At 74.4% G+C, this 22,647-nt stretch carries 3 protein-coding genes; all 3 read right to left on the bottom strand.

Going from position 1 to position 22,647, the window contains the following annotated elements:
- Positions 1–4,695, bottom strand: a complete 4,695-nt coding sequence (locus ACZ47G_RS32540) for a type I polyketide synthase (protein ID WP_465748904.1) — start codon at positions 4,693–4,695, stop codon at positions 1–3.
- 77 nt (positions 4,696–4,772) lie between these two features.
- Positions 4,773–9,575: a type I polyketide synthase gene (locus tag ACZ47G_RS32545; protein WP_465748906.1), complete on the bottom strand. Its 4,803-nt coding sequence runs from the start codon at positions 9,573–9,575 to the stop codon at positions 4,773–4,775.
- A gap of 30 nt (positions 9,576–9,605) precedes the next feature.
- On the bottom strand, positions 9,606–22,580 hold the full coding sequence (locus tag ACZ47G_RS32550) for an SDR family NAD(P)-dependent oxidoreductase (protein ID WP_465748908.1): 12,975 nt from the start codon (positions 22,578–22,580) through the stop codon (positions 9,606–9,608).
- Positions 22,581–22,647: the final 67 nt, after the last annotated feature.

Genomic DNA, 22,647 nt, shown 5'->3' on the forward strand with positions numbered 1-22,647 from the left:
TCAGCGGGTTCCGTACTTCTGGTCGATGTAGGCGAAGAGGTCGTCCGCGCTGTCCAGCGCGGGGCTCTCGGGGGATTCGTCGGTTTCGGGGGACCCATCGGGTCCATGGGGCCCGGCGGCGGCGCGCGCGACCGCGAGGAGGGCCTCCAGGCGGCCCACCACCTCGGGGCTGAGGTCCTCGCCGTCGAGGCGGGGCAGTGCGCTCTCCAGCCGGCCGAGGTCGGCCAGCACCCGGGTGACGGCGGTGCCGCCGAGTTCGCCGTCCAGGAACCTGGCCAGCGCCTGCGGGCTCGGGTGGTCGAACACGACGGTCGCGGGAAGCGCGAGACCGGTCGCGGCGCCGAGGACGTTGCGCAGGTCGACCGCCATCAGGGAGTCGAAGCCGAGGTCACGGAACGGCCGGGTGGCGTCCACCTTGTCCGCGCTGCCGTGGCCGAGCACCGCGGCCGCCTGGCTGCGGACCAGGTCGAGCAGCGCCGGCAGTCGGTCCTCGTCGGGCAGGGTCGCGAGCGCCTCACGCGGTCCCGGGCCGTCCGCGGCCCGCGGTGCCGCCTCGGGTATCGCGGACAGCAGGGGGCTCGGCCGTACGGCGGTGAACCCCGGGGCGAAGCGCCCCCAGTCGATGTCGACGACCGCCAGGCAGGCGTCGCCGTGGTCGAGTGCCTGCTGCAGCCCGTCGAGCGCGCGTGCGGGTGCCATGGCGCGCACGCCGTGCCGGCTGAGCCGGTCGCTCACGGCCGCCTCCCCGGCGGCCATGCCGCCGCCGTCCCAGGCGCCCCAGGCGATCGCGGTCGCGGGCAGCCCGTCGGCGCGGCGCTGCTCGGCGAACGCGTCGAGGAACGCGTTGGCGGCGGCGTAGTTGGCCTGGCCGGAGCCTCCGACCGCACCGGAGAAGGAGGAGTAGAGCACGAACGCGCTCAACTCCTGGCTCAGGGTCAGCTCGTGCAGGTTGCGGGTCGCCTCCACCTTGGGCCGCAGCACGGTGGCGAGTCGGTCGGGGGTGAGCGCCGTCAGGACGCCGTCGTCGAGCACGCCCGCCGTGTGCATCACCGCGGTGAGCGGGAACTCATCCGGGACGGTCGCGAGCAGGGCGGCGAGCTGGTCGCGGTCGGCCGCGTCGCAGGCCGCGACGGTGACCCGGGTGCCCCGCTCCTCCAGTTCCGCCGTGAGCGCACGGGCCCCAGCGGCCTCGGCGCCCCGACGGCTGGTCAGCAGCAGGTGTTCGGCACCGAGGTCGGCGAGTCGACGGGCGAGGTGCCCACCGAGCGCCCCGGTGCCGCCGGTGATCAGGACCGTACCGGACGGCCGCCACTCGGTGACCGGCGCGGCCGCCCGCTGGGCGCGCACCAGCCTGCGGACGTACAGACCGTCCCCGCGTACGGCCAGTTGGTCCTCGCCGCCCGAGCCGGCGAGTGCGCCGCACAGCCGGGCCAGCGAGGCCTCGTCGAAGGTCGGCGGCACGTCGATCAGCCCGCCCCAGCGGTCGGGGGCCTCCAGCGCCGCCGCCCGGCCCAGCCCCCAGACCTGAGCCTGCGCCGGGTCGGCGAGCCGCTCGGCCGGGCCGACAGCCACGGCGCCCCGGGTCGCGCACCACAGCGGTGCGTCGATCCCCGCGTCGCCGAGCGCCTGCTGCAGGAGCAGCACCTCGGTGAGGCCGGACTCGCCGACGGCCGACGGCAGCCGCAGGACCCCGGACAACTCCTGTCCCTCGCCGATGACTTCGCGCAGCCGTACGGCCAGGTCCCGGCGGGTCCGGGCCGCGTCGGCCAGGTCCGCGCCGATCACCGTGGCGCCGCGGTCCGCCAGGGCGGCACCCACCGCGTCGCGGTCGGCCCCGAGCACGAGCCAGGTGCCGTCGAGCGTGGCGGCCCCGGGGTCGCCGACGGACTGCCAGACGGCCTGGTACTGCAGATCGGCCGAGGACGGGGCGGCCGACTCGGTCGAGCCCGCCGTGAGGGCCGTTCGGGGCCAGAGACGCTCGCGTTGGAAGGGGTACGTGGGCAGGTCGACGTGGTGCGCGCCCGAACCCTCGTACACGGCGGGCCAGTCGACGGTGACGCCCCAGCAGTGCAGCGCACCGAGGGCGGCCGCGAGGGCCTGGTCCTCGGGGCGGTCGCGGCGCAGGAGGGAGGCGTGGGCGGTTTCGGTGTCGGTGAGGCAGTCCTGGGCGAGCGCCGTCAGAACGCCGTCCGGGCCGAGCTCGACGAAGCGGGTCGCGCCGAGCTCGGAGGCGGTGCGGACGCCGTTGTGGAACAGGACCGCCTGGCGGACGTGCCGCACCCAGTAGTCGGCGGAGGTCAGCTCCTCCGCCGTGGCGAGGGCACCGGTCACGTTGGAGACGATCGGGATCCTCGGCTCGGACGCCGCCAGACGGCTGACGATCGCACCGAACTCGGCCAGCATCGGCTCCATCAGCGGCGAGTGGAAGGCGTGGCTGACCGACAGGCGCTTCGCCCGGTGACCGGCCGCCAAGGCCTCCTGCTCGATCTTCTCGATCGCTTCCGCGTTGCCCGAGAGGACCACCGATCGGGGGCCGTTGACGGCCGCGACATCGACCAGGCCCTCACGGCCCGTGAGCAGTTCCCCAGCCGTCTCGGGCGTGACCGCCACCGCGAGCATCGCACCACCCGAAGGCAGCGCCTGCATCAACCGGCCACGCGCCGCCACCAGCGCGGCCGCGTCCTCCAACGAGAACACCCCCGCCACATGCGCGGCCACCACCTCACCGATCGAATGCCCCAGCAGGAAGTCCGGCACCACACCCCACGACTCCAGGAGGCGGAACAGCGCCACCTCCAACGCGAACAGCCCCGCCTGCGCCCACACCGTCCGGTTCAGCAGCTCCGCGTCCGCGCCGAACACCACACCCCGGACCGAACCGTCCAGATGCCTGTCCAACTCCGCACACACCGCGTCGAACGCGTCCGCGAACACCGGGAACGCCCCGTACAACTCCCGGCCCATCCCCAGCCGTTGGGACCCCTGACCGGTGAACAGGAACGCCAACTTCCCACCGGAAGCGGCGGACTCCACCACCTCCTTGGCCTGACGCCCCTCGGCCAGCGCCGCCAACCCCCGCAGCAGCCCCTCACGGTCCGCCGCCACCACCGCCGCCCGCCGATCCAGCACGGCACGCGTGGTCGCCAGGGAGTAGCCCACGGCCGGGAGGGACAGGTCGGGCCGGTCCGAGAGGAAGGTCCGCAGCGAGCCCGCCTGCGCCCGGAGTCCGGCCTCGTCCGACGCGGACACCACCATCGGCACGGCACGGGCCGCCGCCGGAGCGAGCTCGGCTTCCTCGGACTCCGGCCGCTCGACCGGGGGCGCTTCTTCGAGGATCACGTGGGCGTTCGTCCCGCTGATGCCGAAGGACGAGACGCCTGCCCGGCGCGGCTGGTCGGTCCGCGGCCAGTCGACGTTCTCGGTGAGGACCCGTACGGTGCCGGCCGACCAGTCGACCTGCGGGGTCGGCTCCTCGACGTGCAGGGTCCGCGGCAGCACGCCGTGCCGCAGCGCCAGCACCATCTTGATGACCCCGGCCACGCCCGCGGCCGCCTGGGTGTGCCCCAGGTTGGACTTCACCGAGCCCAGCCACAGTGGACGGTCCGCCGGCCGCTTCCGCCCGTACGTGGCGATCAGTGCCTGCGCCTCGATGGGATCGCCGAGCTGCGTTCCGGTGCCGTGCGCCTCCACGGCGTCGACCTGGTCGGCCGCCAGCCGGGCGTTGCCGAGGGCCTGTTCGATGACCCGCTGCTGCGAGGGGCCGTTGGGCGCGGTGATCCCGTTGGAGGCACCGTCCTGGTTGACGGCCGAGCCGCGGATCACGGCCAGCACCTCGTGGCCGTTGCGCCGGGCGTCCGAGAGCCGCTCCAGCAGCAGGACGCCTGCTCCCTCCCCCCAGCCGGTGCCGTCCGCGGTGGCCGAGAACGCCTTGCAGCGGCCGTCCGAGGCGAGACCGCCCTGGCGGCTGAACTCGGTGAAGAGCGTGGGCATGGACATCACGGTGGCGCCGCCGACCACGGCGAGCCCGCACTCCCGGCGCCGCAGCGACTGGGCGGCGAGGTGGAGCGCGACCAGCGAGGCCGAGCAGGCGGTGTCGACCGTCACCGCGGGCCCCTCCAGGCCGTAGACGTACGACAGGCGCCCGGAGAGCACGCTCGCGGCGTTGCCGGTCATGATGTGTCCGGCGAGGTCGTCGGTGGAGTTGATCGCCACCGGGGCGTAGTCCTGGCCGTTGGTTCCGACGAACACGCCGGTCCGACCGCCCCGCAGCGAGCCGGGGTCGATGCCCGCCCGCTCGAAGGCCTCCCAGGAGGTCTCCAGCAGCAGCCGCTGCTGCGGGTCCATGGCGAGGGCCTCGCGCGGCGAGATCCCGAAGAACCCGGCGTCGAAGTCGGCCGCGTCCGGCAGGAAGCCGGCTTGGCGCGCGGTCGAGCCGCCCTCGGCGGCCGGCGCGAGCAGGGCGGAGAGGTCCCAGCCCCGGTCGGTGGGGAATCCGGTCATGGCGTCGCCGCCCGAGGCGAGCAGCCGCCACAGTTCCTCGGGGCTGTTCGCCCCGCCGGGGAACCGGCAGCCCATCGCGATGACCGCGAGGGGCTCGTGGTCCCGGCTCTCGCTGTCCCGGAGGCGCTCCTGCGTCTGCTCCAGCTCTGTCGACACTCGCTTGAGGAAGTACCGGAGCTTTTCTTCGTTGGACACGGGGTGGTTCTCCGTCGGGGAGGTGCTTGGTGCGGGACGTGGGTCGTGGGTCGGCGTCGTGTGCACGGGAGGCCGGTTCATGAGATGCCGAACTTCTCGCCGATGAGGCCGAAGAGGTCGTCGTCGGAGACGGAGTCGAAGTCCTCGGACTCCGCGGACCGCTCCTCGTCGGTGTCCCGCCACTGGGAGACGAGGGCCTGCATGCGGAGCATGATCCGGGTGTGTTCGGGCGAGCCGGAGCCGAGCTGCTCCAGGGCGCGTTCCAGGCGGTCGAGGCCCTCCTGGGGCGTGCCGCCCTCGGCCGGGTCGTCCTCGGCGAGTTCGGCGCCCAGGTGCGCGGCGAGGGCCGCGGGGGTCGGGTGGTCGAACACCAGGGTGGCCGGCAGGGTCAGCCCGGTGGCGGCGGCGAGGCGGTTGCGCAGCTCGACGGCGGTCAGCGAGTCGAAACCGGCTTCCTTGAACGCGCGGGTGACGGTGACGGCGTCGAGCGAGCCGTGGCCGAGGACGGCCGCGACATGGCCCCGGACGAGCGCGAGGAGGGTCTCCTCCCGCTCGGCGGCGGACGTGCCGCGCAGCGAGTCCCGCAGGGCGCCCCCGGTCGTCCTCGCGTCCTCGCCCGCCCCGGCGAGCGACTGCACCTCGGGGAGCTGGGACAGCAACGGGCTCGGTCGGCCGGTGACGAAGGTGGGTCCGAACCGGTCCCAGTCCACCGCGGCGACGACCAGGTGGGTCTCGTCCCGGATCAGTGCCTGTTCCAGGGCGGCGATCGCCGACTCCGGTGCCATCGGCACCATTCCGCCTCGACGCAGCCGCTCGGTGACGACCTCGGTCTCCGTGGCGAGGCCCGAACCGCCCCAGGAGCCCCAGGCGATGGAGGTGGCGGGGAGTCCCTGGGCGCGGCGGCGCTCGGCCAGGGCGTCCAGGTGGGCGTTGGCCGCCGCGTAGTTGCCCTGCCCGGCGCCGCCCACGGCGCCGGCGAAGGAGGAGAAGAGCACGAACGCCGAGAGGTCCAAGTCCCTGGTCAGCTCGTCGAGATGATCGGCCGCGTCGGCCTTCGGGCGCAGCACCCGGGCCAGCCGTTCCTCGGTCAGCGACTCGACCACGCCGTCGTCCAGGACGCCCGCCGCGTGGTACACCGCGCGGACGGGGTGCTCGGCCAGGAGCCGGGCGAGGGCCTCGCGGTCACCCGCGTCACAGGCGACCACCGTCACCTCCGCCCCCGACTGCTCCAGTTCGGCGGCCAGTTCACGGGCGCCCGGCGCGTCCGGGCCCCGTCGGGAGGTGAGCAGCAGCCGCTCGGCGCCACGGCCGGCCAGCCAGCGCGCGACGTGCGCGCCCAGCGCTCCGGTGCCGCCGGTGATCAGCGTCGTGCCGGAGACGTCCAGGGACGCGGTCGGGGTCGGCCCGCTGCGGGTGCCCCGCCCGGCGCGCACCAGTCGCCGGCCGAAGGCGCCGTCCTCGCGGACCGCGACCTGGTCCTCGCCCGTCGTACCGGACAGCACCCGCGCCAGCCACGAGCCGGTCTCGGCGCCGAGAACCCCGCCGGGGACGTCCACCAGACCACCCCAGACCTGGGACCGCTCCAGCGCCACCACCCGGCCCAGACCCCACACCTGGGCCGACGAAGCAACCGGCGCGACGTCAGAGCCGCCCACCGACACCGCACCCCGGGTCACACACCACAGCGGCGCCGACACGCCCAACTCGCCCAGCACCCGCACCAGCGACAGCACCGCACCCGACGACTCCAGGCACGACACCACACCACTCAGCGGCCCACCCGCCAACACCCGCGACGCGACCTCCCCCGCCGCACACTCCACGACCTCGGCACCCGCCGCGGCCAACGCCCCCGCCACATCGGCACACCCGCCCGCCGACACCACCAACCACCGACCCGCCAGCGCACCCGAAGCCACCGCACCCGAAGCCACCGCACCCAACGGAGCCCAGGTGACGCGGTAGCGCCAGGAGTCGGCGTCGGCTTGTTCGCGACGCGTCCGACGCCAGGACGAGAGGACCGGCAGGGCGCCTGCGAGACCCGTCAACTCATCGGTTCCGGCGCCGAGTTCGTCGGCGATCGCGGGCAGGTCGGACCGCTCGACGGCGGCCCAGAACGCCGCTTCCGCGGGATCCTGACCGACCGGCACCACGGCGCCGGGGCGCGGCCAGTACCGCTGCCGCTGGAAGGCATAGGTGGGCAGTTCGGTCCAGCGGGCGCCTTCCAGGACGGGAGACCAGTCGACGGGCACACCGCGGACGTGCGCGTCGGCCACGGAGAGCAGGAAGCGGCTCAGGCCGCCGTCCTGGCGTCGGAGGGTGCCCAGAGCCGGGGCGTCCAGGCCGGGGACCAGGACGGGATGGGGGCTGACCTCGATGAACACATGACCCTGCGCGGCCAGTTGACCCACGGCCTCCTCGAACCGCACGGTCCGGCGCAGATTGCGGTACCAGTACCCGGCGTCGAGCTCACCGCCCTCCAGCCACTCACCCGTCACCGTCGACAGGAACGGCACCCCGGCCGTACCCGGCCGCAACCCCGCCAGCACCTCCAGCAGCTCCCCCTCGATCTCCTCCACCTGCGCGGAATGCGAGGCGTAGTCCACCGGCACCCGACGCGCACCCTCCACCCGCGCCAACAACTCCTCCAACGGCCCCGCCGCACCGGAGACCACCACCGAACGCGGCCCGTTCACCGCCGCGACCGACAGCCCCTCCACCAGCAGGGCCTCGGCCTCCACCCGGCCCACCGGCACCGCGACCATCCCGCCCCGGCCCGACAACCGCAGCAGCGCCCGTGAACGCAACGCCACCACCCGCGCACCGTCCACCAGACTCAAAGCGCCCGCCACACACGCCGCCGCGATCTCACCCTGCGAATGACCCACCACCGCCGCCGGCACCACACCGAACGAACGCCACAGCTCCGCCAGCGAGACCATCACCGCCCACAGCACCGGCTGCACCACATCCACCCGCGCCAGCGCCGCCTCATCACCCAACACCTCGTCCAGCGACCAGTCCACGAACCCCGACAACGCCCGCCCGCACTCGGCCAACCGCGCCGCGAACACCGGCGACACCCGCGCCAGCTCCACCGCCATCCCCACCCACTGCGCCCCCTGCCCCGGAAACACGAACACCGGCTTCACGGCGTGGGGCGCCCGGCCCTCGACGAGCCGGCCGGCCGGCTCGCCCGCGGCGAGGGCCGACAGCGCCTCGCGGACACCGTCCTGTTCGGCGGCGACGACCACGGCGCGGTGCTCGAAGCGGGCGCGCGCGGTGGCGAGCGAGAAGGCCGCGTCGGCGAGCGCCGGGCCGGGGACGGCCCCGAGGAAGGCAGCCAGTTCGCGGGCCTGGGCGCGCAGGGCCTCGGCGGACTTCGCGGAGAGGACCCACGGCAGCACCGCCTCGGCCGGGACCGGGGCCCGGTCCACCGGCTCGGACGGCTCAGACGGCCCGGACGGCTCGGACGGCTCGGACGGCTCGGACGGCTCGGCCTCCTCCAGAATGACGTGCGCGTTGGTGCCGCTCATGCCGAACGAGGACACCGCCGCGCGGCGGGGCTCGCCCGTGGCCTCCCAGGGCCGGGCCTCGGTCAGCAGCGACACCGCGCCCGCGGACCAGTCGACCTGGGGCGTGGGCTCGTCCACGTGCAGGGTCTTGGGCAGCACACCGTTGCGCATCGCCAGCACCATCTTGATGACGCCCGCCACGCCGGCCGCGGCCTGGGTGTGCCCGATGTTGGACTTGATCGAACCGAGCCACAGCGGGCGGCCATCGGGGCGCTCCCGCCCGTAGGTGGCGAGCAGCGCCTGCGCCTCGATCGGATCGCCGAGCATGGTCCCGGTGCCGTGCGCCTCGACGGCGTCGACCTGCTCGGGCGCGAGCCGAGCGTCGGACAGCGCCTGGCCGATCACCCGCTGCTGGGACGGGCCGTTGGGCGCGGTCAGACCGTTCGAGGCGCCGTCCTGGTTGACGGCCGAGCCACGGATCACGGCCAGCACCCGGTGCCCGTTGCGCCGCGCGTCGGAGAGCCGCTCCAGCAGGAGCAGGCCCACGCCCTCACCCCAGCCGGTGCCGTCCGCCGCAGCGGCGAACGGCTTGCAGCGGCCGTCCGGGGCGAGGCCGCGCTGCCGGGAGAACTCGGTGAAGGTCGTCGGACTGGCCATCACGGTGACCCCGCCGGCCAGGGCGAGCGAGCACTCCTCCTTGCGCAGTGCCTGCGCGGCCAGGTGGAGGGCCACCAGGGAGGAGGAGCAGGCGGTGTCGACCGTGACGGCCGGGCCCTCCAGACCGAGGGCGTAGGAGATCCGGCCGGACAGCACGCTGCCGGCGTTGCCGGTGGCGAGGTAGCCGTCGACCTCCTCCGGCCCGGCGACCAGGACGGTGCCGTAGTCGCCGCCGTTGGAGCCGACGAAGACGCCGGTACGGCTGCCGCGCACGGCCGACGGGTCGACACCGGCCCGCTCGAAGGTCTCCCACGCGGTCTCCAGCAGCAGCCGCTGCTGCGGGTCCATGGCGAGGGCCTCACGCGGCGAGATCCCGAAGAAGCCCGCGTCGAACTCGCCCGCCTCGTGGAGGAACGCACCCTCGCGGACGTAGGAGGATCCGGCGCGATCCGGGTCCTCGTCGAACAGGGCGTCCAGGTCCCAGCCGCGGTCGGTCGGGAAGGGCGACACGGCGTCACGGCCCGCGACGAGCAGCTCCCACAGCTTCTGGGGGGTGTCCGCGCCGCCGGGGAAGCGGCAGCTCATCGCGACGATCGCGATGGGCTCACGGGAGGCGTCGGTGAGACGGCGGTTCTGTTCCCGCAGCCGCTCGGTCTCCTTGAGCGAGGTCCGCAGCGCTTCCAGCAGCTTGTCGTTCGATGCAACCATTTCTCAGTTCCACACTTTCCCGCGGATCACTCAGGATCCGTTGTTGCCCAGGGCCAGCTGAATCAGCGCGTCGGCGTCCATCTCGTCGATGGCGGCCGGTGCGTCCTCGGCCGGCGCCGAGGACGTCTCTTCGAGGCCGGCGAGCCTCAGCAGCACGTCGACGAGTCCGGCCTCCCGGATCCGGGAGAACGGCAGGGTGGCGAGCGCCTGCCGGATCCTCGCCTCCTCCGGATCGGTGTCCCCCGGGCCGCCGGTGAGTTCGCCCAGCAGGTGGTCCGCGAGCGCGGACGGCGCCGGGTGGTCGAAGACCAGGGTGGCGGGCAGGGCGAGGCCGGTGGCCGCGCCGAGCCGGTTGCGCAGTTCGACCGCCGTCAGCGAGTCGAACCCCAGGTCCTTGAAGGCCTGTTCGGCGTCGATGCGCCCGGCCGTACCGTGACCGAGCACTCCGGCGACGTGGGTGCGCACCAGGTCGAGTACGGCTTCCGCCCGCTCGGCCACCGGCAGGGCGGCCAAGCGCTCGGCGAAGCCGGAGCCGGCCGGGCCGTCCTGCGGCGCGGTGCGCACGGCCTCGGGGATCGCGCCGAGCAGCGGGCTCGGACGGGCCGAGGTGAAGCCGGGCGCGAACCGTTCCCAGTCGATGTCGATGACCGTCGCCGTGGGCCTCCCGTCGGCCAGGAGCCGTTCCAGCACGGAGAACGCGGTGTCGGGGCGCAGCGGCGACATTCCGGCGAGCCGCATCCGGGCCTCGACGGCCGGGTCGGCCGCCATGCCGACGGCTGCCCAGGGGCCCCAGGCGACGGAGGTGGCGGGGAGTCCCTGGGCGCGGCGGCGCTCGGCCAGGGCGTCCAGGTGGGCGTTGGCCGCCGCGTAGTTGCCCTGCCCGGCGCCGCCGACCGAACCGGCGACGGAGGAGAAGAGCACGAAGGCCGAGAGGCCCGAGTCCCTGGTCAGCTCGTCGAGGTGATCGGCCGCGTCGGCCTTCGGGCGCAGCACCCGGGCCAGCCGTTCCTCGGTCAGCGACTCGACCACGCCGTCGTCCAGGACGCCGGCCGCGTGGAACACCGCGCTGACCGGGTGCTCGGCCAGCAGGGCCGCCAAGGACTCCCGATCGGCGACATCGCACGCCGCCACCGTCACCGCCGTGCCCGACTGCTCCAGTTCGGCGGCCAGTTCACGGGCGCCGGGGGCGTCGAGGCCGCGCCGGCCGGCGAGCACCAGCTGCTCGGCGCCACGGCCGGCCAGCCAGCGGGCGACCTGGGCGCCCAGCGCTCCGGTGCCGCCGGTGACCAGCACGGAACCCGGGGCCCGCCACTGCTCACCGGAGGGCGCGGTAGCGGCGTCGGAAACGTCGCGCACCAGTCGGCGGCCGAAGGCGCCGTTCTCGCGGACCGCGACCTGGTCCTCGCCCGTCGTACCGGACAGCACCCGCGCCAGCCACGAGCCGGCCTCGGCGCCGAGAACCCCGCCGGGGACGTCCACCAGACCACCCCAGACCTGGGACCGCTCCAGCGCCACCACCCGGCCCAGACCCCACACCTGGGCCGACGAAGCAACCGGCGCGCCATCAGAACCGCCCACCGACACCGCGCCCCGGGTCACACACCACAGCGGCGCCGACACGCCCAACTCGCCCAGCACCCGCACCAACGACAGCACCGCACCCGACGACTCCAGGCACGACACCACACCACTCAGCGGCCCACCCGCCGACACCCGCGACGCAACCTCCCCCGCCGCACACTCCACGACCTCGGCACCCGCCGCGGCCAACGCCCCCGCCACATCGGCACACCCGCCCGCCGACACCACCAACCACCGACCCGCCAGCGCACCCGAAGCCACCGCACCCGAAGCCACCGCACCCAACGGAGCCCAGGTGACGCGGTACAGCAGCTCGTCCGGCGCGGACGCACCCGCGGGGCCACCCAGCCAGGCGGGCAGCTCGGCCCGCTCGGCCGGGGTCGGCCAGTACCGCTCACGCTGGAAGGCGTAGGTCGGCAGGTCGGGGCGGGGAGCAGCGGCGGGTCCGAGGAGCGCCGCCAGGTCGACCGGGACACCGGCGGCGTGCGCCCGTCCGAGCCCGTCGAACAGGCTTCGCGGCTCGGAGCGGTCCTTGCGCAGCAGCGGAATCGTGACGGCCTCCTGCGCCGCCCCGTTCGCCGGGTCGGTGAGGATGCCCTGTGCCATGGCGGAGAGCACACCGTCCGGACCGAGTTCGACGAAGCGGGTCGCGCCCAGCTGGGCCGCGGTGCGGACGCCGTCGTGGAACAGCACGGCCTGGCGGACGTGCCGCACCCAGTAGTCGGGGGAGGTCAGCTCCTCCGTCGTGGCGAGGGCGCCGGTCACGTTGGAGACGATCGGGATCCTCGGTTCGGACGCCGCCAGACGGCTGACGACCTCGCCGAACTCGGCCAGCATCGGCTCCGTCAGCGGCGAGTGGAACGCGTGGCTCACGGACAGCCGCTTGACGCGGTGACCGGCGGCCAGTGCCGCCTGCTCGATCTTCTCGATCGCCACGGCCTCGCCCGAGAGGACCACGGACTGCGGCCCGTTCACCGCCGCCACGTCCACCCGGCCGGCCAAGCCGTCGAGGAGGGCCTCGGCCTTCTCGACCGGCACCCCGACGGCCAGCATCGCGCCACCGGCGGGCAGGGCCTGCATCAGCCGGCCGCGCGCCGCCACCAGCGCGGCCGCGTCCTCCAGCGAGAACACGCCCGCCACGTGCGCGGCGACGACCTCACCGATCGAGTGGCCCAGCAGGAAGTCCGGACGCACACCCCACGATTCGAGGAGACGGAACAGCGCCACCTCCAGGGCGAACAGCCCCGCCTGCGCCCACACCGTACGGTTCAGCAGCTCGGTGTCCGCGCCGAACACCACCTCGCGGACCGAGCCGTCCAGATGCTTGTCCAGCTCCGCGCAGACCGCGTCGAACGCGTCCGCGAACACCGGGAAGGCCTCGTACAGCTCCCGGCCCATGCCGGGCTTCTGGGAGCCCTGGCCGGTGAACAGGAACGCCGTCCTCGCGCTCTCCCGGGCGAGCAGGATCTCCCCCGCACCGCCCGCCAGGCCCTCCAGCGCAGCGAGGAGCTCCGCACGGTCGGCAGCGGTCAGCACGGCACGACGGGCGAAGGCCGTACGGGCCAGCGCGAGTTCGCGCCCGACCGCGACGAGGTCCGCGTCCGGACGGGATGCGAGGTACTCGCCCAGCCGCTCGGCCTGGGCGCGCAGCGCCGCCGCGGTCCTGGCCGACAGCGGCCACACCACCGGGGCGGTGGACGGCAGCGGGGCGGTGGACGGCAGCGGGGCTCGGTCCGTCTCGGGCTCCGTCGGGGCCTGTTCGAGGACGAGGTGCGCGTTGGTGCCGCTCATGCCGAACGAGGACACCGCGGCCCGACGCGGCCGGCCCGCGTCCGGCCACTCCTGGCGTTCCGTCAGTAGCGCCACGGCGCCGGAGGTCCAGTCGACGTGCGGCGTCGGCTCGTCCAGGTTCAGCGTCCTCGGCAGCACGCCGTTGCGCATCGCCATGACCGTCTTGATGACGCCCGCCACGCCGGCCGCAGCCTGGGTGTGCCCGATGTTCGACTTGATCGAACCGAGCCACAGCGGGCGGTCCTCGGGGCGCTCCCGCCCGTAGGTGGCGAGCAGCGCCTGCGCCTCGATCGGGTCACCGAGCGCCGTGCCCGTGCCGTGCGCCTCGACGGCGTCGACGTCGGCGCCGGTCAGGCCCGCGTTGGCGAGGGCCTGACGGATCACCCGCTGCTGGGACGGACCGTTGGGCGCGGTCAGACCGTTGGACGCGCCGTCCTGGTTGACGGCCGAGCCGCGGATCACGGCCAGCACCCGGTGCCCGTTGCGCTTGGCGTCGGAAAGCCGCTCCACCAGCAGCATGCCCGCGCCCTCCGACCAGCCCGTGCCGTCCGCCGCAGCGGCGAAGGGCTTGCAGCGGCCGTCCGGGGAGAGGCCGCGCTGGCGGCTGAACTCGATGAACGACACCGGGGTGGACATCACGGTCACCCCGCCGGCCAGCGCGAGCGAGCACTCCCCGCGCCGCAGCGCCTCGGCCGCCAGGTGCAGCGCGACCAGCGACGAGGAGCAGGCGGTGTCCACCGTCAGCGCCGGTCCCTCGAGGCCCAGCGTGTACGCGATCCGGCCGGAGGCGACGCTCCCGGCGCCGCCCGTGCCGAGGTACCCCTCCAGGTTCTCCTCGGACGCCGAGACGAGCGCCGTGTAGTCCTGGCCGTTGGTGCCGACGAACACGCCGGTACCGCTGCCGCGCACCGACTCGGGCGTCACCCCGGCCCGCTCGAAGGCCTCCCAGCTCGTTTCGAGCAGGAGACGCTGTTGCGGGTCCATGGCCAGCGCCTCACGCGGCGAGATCCCGAAGAACCCGGCGTCGAACTCGGCCGCATCGCGCAGGAATCCGCCGCCCCGGGTGTAGGTCGTGCCGATCCGGTCGGTGTCGGGGTCGTGCAGGGCGTCGAGGTTCCAGCCCCGGTCGGCCGGGAACGGCGTGATGGCGTCGACCTCGCCGTCGACCAGCCGCCACAGCTCCTCCGGGGAGTTCGCCCCGCCGGGGAAGCGGCAGCTCATGCCGATGATCGCGATCGGTTCGTCACTGCCGACCGTGCGGTGCGCGGTCTGCGTCCGGTCGTCTCCCCCGAGCAGTTCGGCCCGCAGGTGCCGGACCAGTGCGGCGGGGGTGGGGTGGTCGAAGACCAGGGTCGTGGGCAGGCTCAGTCCGGTCGCCCGGTTCAGCCGGTTGCGGAACTCGACGGCCGTCATGGAGTCGAAGCCGAGGTCCCGGAAGGCGCGTTCAGCGTCCTCGGTCTCCTGCGCGTCGTGCCCGAGCACGGCGACGACGGTCTCCCGGACCAGGTCGAGCAGGGCGCGACCCGGGTCCTCGGCCGCGTCGAACCCGTGCGTCGACGTGGACCCGGTGGTGTGCTCCTGCTGGGCGGCCGGCTGCTGCGACGGCGACCGGCGCTTCTCGGCGGGGACGGCGTCGGGCCAGTAGCGCTGACGCTGGAAGGCGTACGTGGGCAGGTCGACCCGCCGGGCGCCCGAACCCCCGTACACGGCCTGCCAGTCGGGGGCGGCGCCCCAGCAGTGCAGGGTGCCGAGGGCGGCCGCGAGGGCCTGGTCCTCGGGGCGGTCGCGGCGCAGGAGGGAGGCGAAGACGTGGGCGTCGGTCGCGGTTCCGGTGTCCGTGTCGGTGTCGGTGTCGGTGTGCGTGTCGGTGTCGGTGTCGGTGTGCGTGTCGGTGTCGGTGTCGGTGAGGCAGTCCTGGGCGAGCGCCGTCAGGACGGCGTCCGGGCCGAGCTCCACGAACCTGGCCGCGCCGAGCCGGGCCGCGGTGCGGACGCCGTCGTGGAACAGCACGGCCTGGCGGACGTGCCGGACCCAGTAGTCGGGGGAGGTCAGCTCCTCCGTCGTGGCGAGGGCGCCGGTCACGTTGGAGACGATCGGGATCCTCGGCTCGGACGCCGCCAGACGGCTGACGACCGCACCGAACTCGGCCAGCATCGGCTCCATCAACGGCGAGTGGAACGCGTGGCTGACCGACAGGCGCTTCGCCCGCAGCCCCGCCGAGCGCACCAGTCCGGCCAGCTCCTCGACGGCATCCTCCGCACCGGAGAACACCACGGATCGCGGACCGTTCACGGCGGCCACGTCGACCCTGCCGGCGAACCCGGCGAGCAGTTCCGCCGCCTCCTCGACCGGCACCCCGACGGCCAGCATCGCGCCACCGGCGGGCAGGGCCTGCATCAGGCGACCGCGCGCGGCCACCAGCGCGGCCGCGTCCTCCAGCGAGAACACCCCCGCCACATGGGCGGCGACGACCTCACCGATCGAGTGCCCGAGCAGGAGGTCGGACGAGATGCCCCAGGACTCCAGGAGGCGGAACAGCGCCACCTCCAGGGCGAACAGCCCCGCCTGCGCCCACACCGTCAGGTTCAGCAGCTCCGCGTCCGCGCCGAACACGACGTCCCGGACGGAACCGTCCAGGTGCTTGTCCAGCTCCGCGCAGACCGCGTCGAACGCGTCCGCGAACACCGGGAACGCCCCGTACAACTCCCGGCCCATGCCCGGCTTCTGGGAGCCCTGACCGGTGAACAGGAACACCGTCCTGCCGCCGGACGCGGCGACGTCCACCAGCTCCTTGGCCTGACGCCCCTCGGCCAGGGCCTCCAGCCCGCGCAGCAGCCCCTCGCGGTCCGCCGCCACCACCGCCGCCCGGCGGGCGAGCGGGGAGCGGGTGGTCGCGAGCGAGAGCGCCACGTCGGTCACGCTCAGCGAGCTGTCCGCCGCGACGCGGACGGCCAGTCGCGCGGCCTGCTCCCGGAGCGCGGCCTCGTTGCGCGCGGAGAGCACCGCGACCGGCGGAACCGCCCCCGTGCCCTCCGGAGCAGCCGACTCGTCGTCCTGCGGCGCCTGTTCGAGGATCACGTGCGCATTGGTGCCGCTGATACCGAACGAGGACACCCCCGCACGACGCGGACGCCCCGTCTCCGGCCACGCCCGCTCCTCGGCCAGCAGCGAGACCTCGCCGGCCGACCAGTCCACGTGCGGCGACGGCGCGTCCACGTGCAGCGTCCGCGGCAGCACCCCGTGCCGCATCGCCTGCACCATCTTGATCACACCCGCCACACCGGCGGCCGCCTGGGTGTGCCCCAGGTTCGACTTCACCGACCCCAGCCACAACGGCCGGTCCTCCGACCGCCCCTGCCCGTACGTGGCCAGCAACGCCTGCGCCTCGATCGGATCCCCCAGCGTGGTGCCCGTACCGTGCGCCTCCACCGCGTCGACCTCGTCGGCCGTCAGCCGCGACTTCTGGAGCGCCATGGTGATGACCCGCTGCTGGGAGGGGCCGTTGGGCGCGGTCATCCCGTTCGAGGCGCCGTCCTGGTTGACGGCCGAGCCACGGATCACGGCCAGCACCTGGTGGCCGTTGCGCCGCGCGTCCGAGAGCCGCTCCAGCAGCACCAGTCCGATGCCCTCGGACCAGGAGGTGCCGTCGGCGCCGGCGGCGAACGGCTTGCAGCGGCCGTCGGCGGCGAGACCGCGCTGACGGGAGAACTCGATGAAGGTGTTCGGGCTGGACATCACGGTGACGCCACCGGCGAGCGCCAGCGAGCACTCACCCTCGCGCAGCGCCTGGCCGGCCAGGTGCATCGCGACCAGCGAGGAGGAGCAGGCGGTGTCGATCGTCACGGCCGGACCTTCGAGGCCGAGGCTGTAGGCGATCCGGCCCGAGGCGATGCTGCCCGCGCTGCCGTTGCCCGCGTAGCCCTCCAGCCCCTCCTGGTCCTGCACCAGGTTGACGTAGTCGTGGTACATCACACCCGTGAAGACGCCGGTCTGGGTGCCGCGCACCGAGGCCGGTGCGATCCCGGCCCGCTCGAAGGTCTCCCACGCGGCCTCCAGCAGGAGCCGCTGCTGCGGGTCCATGGCCAGGGCCTCGCGCGGGGAGATGCCGAAGAAGACCGGGTCGAAGTCGGCCGCCCCGTCGAGGAATCCGCCCTCACGGACGTACGAGGTTCCCTGGCGCTCGGGGTCCGGGTCGAAGAGTGCGTCCAGGTCCCAGCCACGGTCCTCGGGGAAGGCGCTGATCGCGTCGCCGCCGCCGGCCACCAGGTCCCAGAGGTCCTCGGGGGTGCGGACGCCGCCGGGGAAGCGGCAGGTCATGCCGACGATGGCGATCGGCTCGTCCGTCGTCGCGGCCGTGCCCGGGCCTGCCGTCGGGAGCGCGGTGCGGCCTTCGAGCAGGCGGGTGCGGAGGTAGCCGGCGAGGGCCGAGGGGCTGGGCTGGTCGAAGGCGAGGGTCGCGGGCAGGCGCAGTCCGGTGGCGGCGCCGAGCCGGTTGCGCAGTTCGACGGCGGTGAGGGAGTCGAAGCCGAGGTCCTTGAACACCTGGGTGGGGTCGAGCGGTTCGTTCGCCGCGAGGCCCAGCACGGTGGCCACCTCGGTGGCCACCAGGTCGAGCAGCACCCGCTCCTGCCGGGCCTCGGGGAGACCGGCCAGGCTCCGGGCGAGGCGGTTGCCGTCGGCCGAGCCGGTGTCGGCCGAGGCGGCGGTGTTCCTCCGGACCGGGGCCGTCACCAGTCCGCGCAGGACGGACGGCAGTTCACCCGCGGCGCGCAGCGAGGCGCGGTCCAGCCGCATCGGGTACAGCACGGGGTGGTCGTGGGTGAGGCCCGCGTCGAAGAGTGCCAGGCCTTCCTCGGTGGACAACGGCAGCATCCCGCCCCGCGAGATCCGCCCCACCTCCACCGACCCCAGACCCGCCGTCATCCCACTGCGCTCGGCCCACAGACCCCACGCCAACGACACACCCGGCAGACCAAGACCACGACGGAACTGCGCGAACGCGTCCAGGAACGCGTTCGCCGCCGCGTAACTCCCCTGCCCCGGAGCCCCCAACACCCCCGACGCCGACGAGAACACCACGAACGCCGACAACCCCAGACCCGACGTCAACTCATGCAGGTTCCACACCGCGTCCACCTTCGGACGCAACACCCCGTCCACCCGCGCAGGAGTCAACGACTCCACCACACCGTCGTCCAACACACCCGCCGCATGAACCACCGCGCTCAGCGGCCGCTCAGCCGGAATGCCGTCCAGCAGCTCCGCGAGCGCCGCGCGGTCGGCCGCGTCACAGGCCACCACCCGCACCGACGCACCCAACGCGGCCAACTCCGCCACGAACCCGGGAGCACCCTCGCTGTCCAGGCCACGACGGCCCGTCAACACCAGATGACGGACCCCGTGAACCTCCACCAAGTGCCGCGCCACCAGACGGCCCAGCACTCCCAGACCACCCGTGACCAGCACCGTCCCACCCGGCGCGAACCCGGGAACGCCGTCCGAGGACGAGGACGAGGAGGAGGACGAGGAGGCCAGGCCCGCCCGCACCAGACGCGGCACCGACACCCCACCCCCACGCACCGCGACCTGCGGCTCCTCCCCCACAGCCACCACACCCAACAACGCCGAAGCCTCCGGCGAACCATCCACATCCACCAGCACGAACCGCCCCGGATGCTCCGACTGCGCCGAACGCACCAGACCCCACACCGCCGCAGCGGCCGGATCCACCAACCCCTCCCCGACCGAACCCGACACCGCACCACGCGTCACGAACACCAACCGACGCGAAGCATCACCCGACGCCAACACCCCCTGCACCGAGGCCAACACCCCGTGCACCGCAGCCCGCACACCCCCCGACGTGTCCACCTCCACCAACTCCACCGAACCGGCCCAGCCACCCCCCTTCCGCGGGTCGGCGAGGGCCACCCAGTCCAGTCGGAAGAGGGCGTCACCGGCCGGGGCGAGCTGGTCGGCGGACAGCTGCCGCAGGGTGAGCGAGTCGACGGTCACGACCGGCAGGCCGCGCTCGTCCGTCGCGGCCAGCGACACGGCTTCGTCGCCCGCCGGGACCAGTCGCACCCGCAGGGCCGAGGCGCCGGCGGCGTGGAGCGTGACGCCGCTCCAGGCGAACGGCAGTCGCGCGGCGCCGTCCTCCGGCAGCAGCGCCCCGACGCCCATCGCCTGGAGGGCGGCGTCGAGCAGTGCCGGGTGCAGGCCGAACCGGCCCGCCTCCTGCTGCTCCCGGTCCAACCGGACCTCCGCGAACACCTCCGCACCACGCCGCCAGGCCGCCCGCAGGCCCTGGAACGCCGGACCGTAGCCGAAGCCGGCCGCCGCGCGCTGCCGGTAGAAGTCCGCGAGGTCCACCGGCTCGGCGCCGGTGGGCGGCCAGGTCTCGTCCGTGGCCGGGATCCCCTCCGGCCGGGCCCCGGTTTCCCGGGCGACGACGCCCTTGGCGTGCCGGGTCCACTCGCCGTCCGTCCCCCGGGCGTAGACGGTGACGGTCCGCCGGTCGGTGCCGTCGGCCCCGTCGACGGCGACCTGGAGCTGCAGTTCGCCCTGCTCCGGCAGCACGAGCGGCGCTTCGAGCGTCAGCTCCTCCAGTCGACCGCAGCCGACCTGGTCCCCGGCCCGGACGGCCAACTCCACCAGCGCGGTTCCGGGCAGCAGCACGACACCGTTCACGGCGTGGTCGGCCAGCCAGGCCTGGGAGCGCAGCGACAGCCGGCCGGTGAACACGAAGCCGTCGGACCCGGCCAGCACCACCATCGCGCCGAGCAGCGGGTGGCCCACGGCCTCCACACCGGCGGAGGCGACGTCACCGACGCTCTCGCCGGCCTTCAGCCAGTAGCGCTCCCGCTGGAACGGGTAGGTCGGCAGGTCGACCCGCGCGGCGCCCGGGAGGACGGCCGCCCAGTCGACGCCGGTGCCACGGGTGTGCACCTCGGCGACGGCGCGGCCGAGGCTGCGCACCTCGTCCGTGCCGCGGCGCAGCGCGGAGCTCCAGCGGGCGGCGGCGCCGTCCGGGGTGTCGGCCAGGCAGAGCTGTCCCATGGCGCTCAGCACGCCGTCGGGGCCGAGCTCCAGGTAGGTGGTGACGCCGTGGGCGTCGAGGGCCCGGACGCCGTCGTGGAAGCGCACCGCCTCGCGGACGTGGCGCACCCAGTACTCGGGGGTGCTCAGCTCCTCGGCCGTGGCGATCCGGCCGGTCACATTGGAGACGATCGGGATGGTCGGCGGGCGGAAGTCCAATCGTTCGACGACGCCGCGGAAGCGGTCGAGCATCGGCTCCATGCGCGGCGAGTGGAAGGCGTGGCTGACCCGCAGCCGCTTGGTGCGGCGGCCGGTGAGCTGCCGGGCGAGGGCGTCGATCGCGTCCTCGTCGCCGGAGAGGACCACGGCGGCGGGACCGTTGACGGCCGCGATGTCCGCGCGGCCCTCGAAACCGGCGAGCAGCGGGCGGACGTCGTCCTCCGCCGCCTCGACGGAGAGCATGGCGCCGCCCTCGGGCAGCGACTGCATCAGCTTCCCGCGCGCGGCGACGAGGGCGCAGGCCTGCGGAAGCGGCAGCATGCCGGCGACGTGTGCCGCCACGAGCTCGCCGATGGAGTGGCCGAGCAGGACGTCGGGGCGGATGCCCCAGCTCTCGGTCAGCCGGTAGAGCGCGACCTCGAGGGCGAAGAGGCCGGCCTGGGTGTACTCGGTGCGGTGCAGCAGCTGGGCGTGGGCGCTGTCCTCCGCCGCGAGGGCGACCTCGCGGACGGGGGTGTCGAAGTAGCGGTCGAGTTCGCGGCAGGCCGCGTCGAAGGCCTCGGCGAAGACGGGGAAGGAGCCGTACAGTGCCTGTCCCGTGCCGGGCCGCTGGGAGCCCTGTCCGGTGAACAGGAAGGCGGTCCGCCCGCCGCTGCCGGCGCTGCCCCGCACGACCGCGGTGGAGGGGGCGTCGGAGGCGAGGGCGAGGAGCCCGTCGCGGATCTCCGTCGCGTCGGCGCCGAGGACGACGGCCCGGTGGTCGAAGGCGGTGCGGGTGGTGGCGAGCGAGAAGCCGAGGTCGGCGAGGTCCGCGGTGGTCTCGGTCCCGGTGAGCCGGGCGGCGAGCGCGCCGGCCTGGTCCCGTACGGCTTCGTCACTGCGGGCCGCCAACGGCAGGGCCACCAGCGGGAGTTCGGGTCGGCCGGCGGGCTCGGCGGGCGAGGCGGGCGAGGCGGGCGAGGCGGGCGAGGCGGGCTCGATGGCCTCGGCGGCCTCGACCGGGGCCTGTTCGAGGACGACGTGGGCGTTGGTGCCGCTGATGCCGAAGGAGGACACCCCGGCACGACGCGGACGGCCGGTCTGCGGCCAGTCGGTCCGCTCGGCGAGCAGCCGGACGGCGCCCGCGGTCCAGTCGACCTGCGGGCTCGGCTCGTCCACGTGCAGGGTCTTGGGGAGCACGCCGTTGCGCAGCGCCATCACCATCTTGATGACGCCGGCCGCGCCCGCGGCGGCCTGGGTGTGCCCGAGGTTGGACTTGACCGAGCCGAGCCACAGCGGCTGCCCGCCGTCGCGCTCGCGGCCGTAGGTGGCGAGCAGCGCGTGGGCCTCGATCGGGTCGCCGAGCGTGGTGCCCGTGCCGTGCGCCTCGACGGCGTCGACCTCACCGGCCGTCAGCCCGGCCTGCTCCAGGGCCTGCCGGATCACCCGCTGCTGCGAGGGGCCGTTGGGCACGGTCAGCCCGCTGCTCGCGCCGTCCTGGTTGACGGCCGAGCCGCGGAGCACGGCGAGCACGGGGTGCCCGTTGGCCCGGGCGTCGGAGAGCCGCTCCAGCAGGAACAGGCCGACGCCCTCGCCCCAGCCGGTGCCGTCCGCGGCGGCGGCGAACGGCTTGCAGCGGCCGTCGGCGGCGAGACCGCGCTGCTGGCTGAAGTCGACGAACAGGTCGAGGGTGGACATCACGGTGACCCCGCCGGCCAGGGCCAGGGTGCACTCGCCCTGGCGCAGGGCCTGGGCGGCCAGGTGCAGGGTGACCAGCGAGGAGGAGCAGGCCGTGTCCACCGTCACGGCCGGTCCCTCCAGGCCGAGGGTGTAGGAGATCCGGCCGGAGGCCACGCTGCCCGCGTTGCCGCTGCCGGCGTAGACCTCGACGCCCTCCGGGAGGGTGTCCAGGCGCGCGGCGTAGTCGTGGTGCATGACGCCGACGTAGACGCCGGTGCGGCTGCCGCGCACGGACGAGGGGTCGATGCCGGCCCGCTCGAAGGCCTCCCAGGAGGTCTCCAGCAGCAGCCGCTGCTGGGGGTCCATGGCGAGCGCCTCGCGCGGGGAGATGCCGAAGAAGCCCGCGTCGAACCGGTCGGCGCGGTCGAGGAATCCGCCCTCCCGGACGTAGCTGGTGCCCTGCTGGTCCGGGTCGGGGTGGTAGACGGCCGCGGTGTCCCAACCGCGGTCGTCGGGGAAGGGGCCGACCGCGTCGCGGCCGTCCAGGACGAGCTGCCACAGGTCCTCGGGGCTGGTCACGCCCCCGGGGTAGCGGCAGCTCATCGCGACGATCGCGATCGGCTCGGCCGTCTCGGCCTCGTGCAGCCGCTTCTTGGTCTGGTGCAGTTCGGCGGTCACCCAGCGGAGGTGGTCGAGCAGCTTCTCTTCGTTGGTCATGACGTCCGGACTCCAGTCGATCAAGAAAGTGACACCTGTTCACGGGGGCGGCTCGCGCCCCCGTGAA

The sequence above is a fragment of the Kitasatospora sp. NPDC030952 genome, from assembly GCF_055571335.1.

Bases quoted from the DNA above. Each gene is read 5' to 3' on its own strand.
- ACZ47G_RS32550 (WP_465748908.1), bottom strand. From the start codon at position 22,580: ATGACCAACGAAGAGAAGCTGCTCGACCACCTCCGCTGGGTGACCGCC.
- ACZ47G_RS32545 (WP_465748906.1), bottom strand. From the start codon at position 9,575: ATGGTTGCATCGAACGACAAGCTGCTGGAAGCGCTGCGGACCTCGCTC.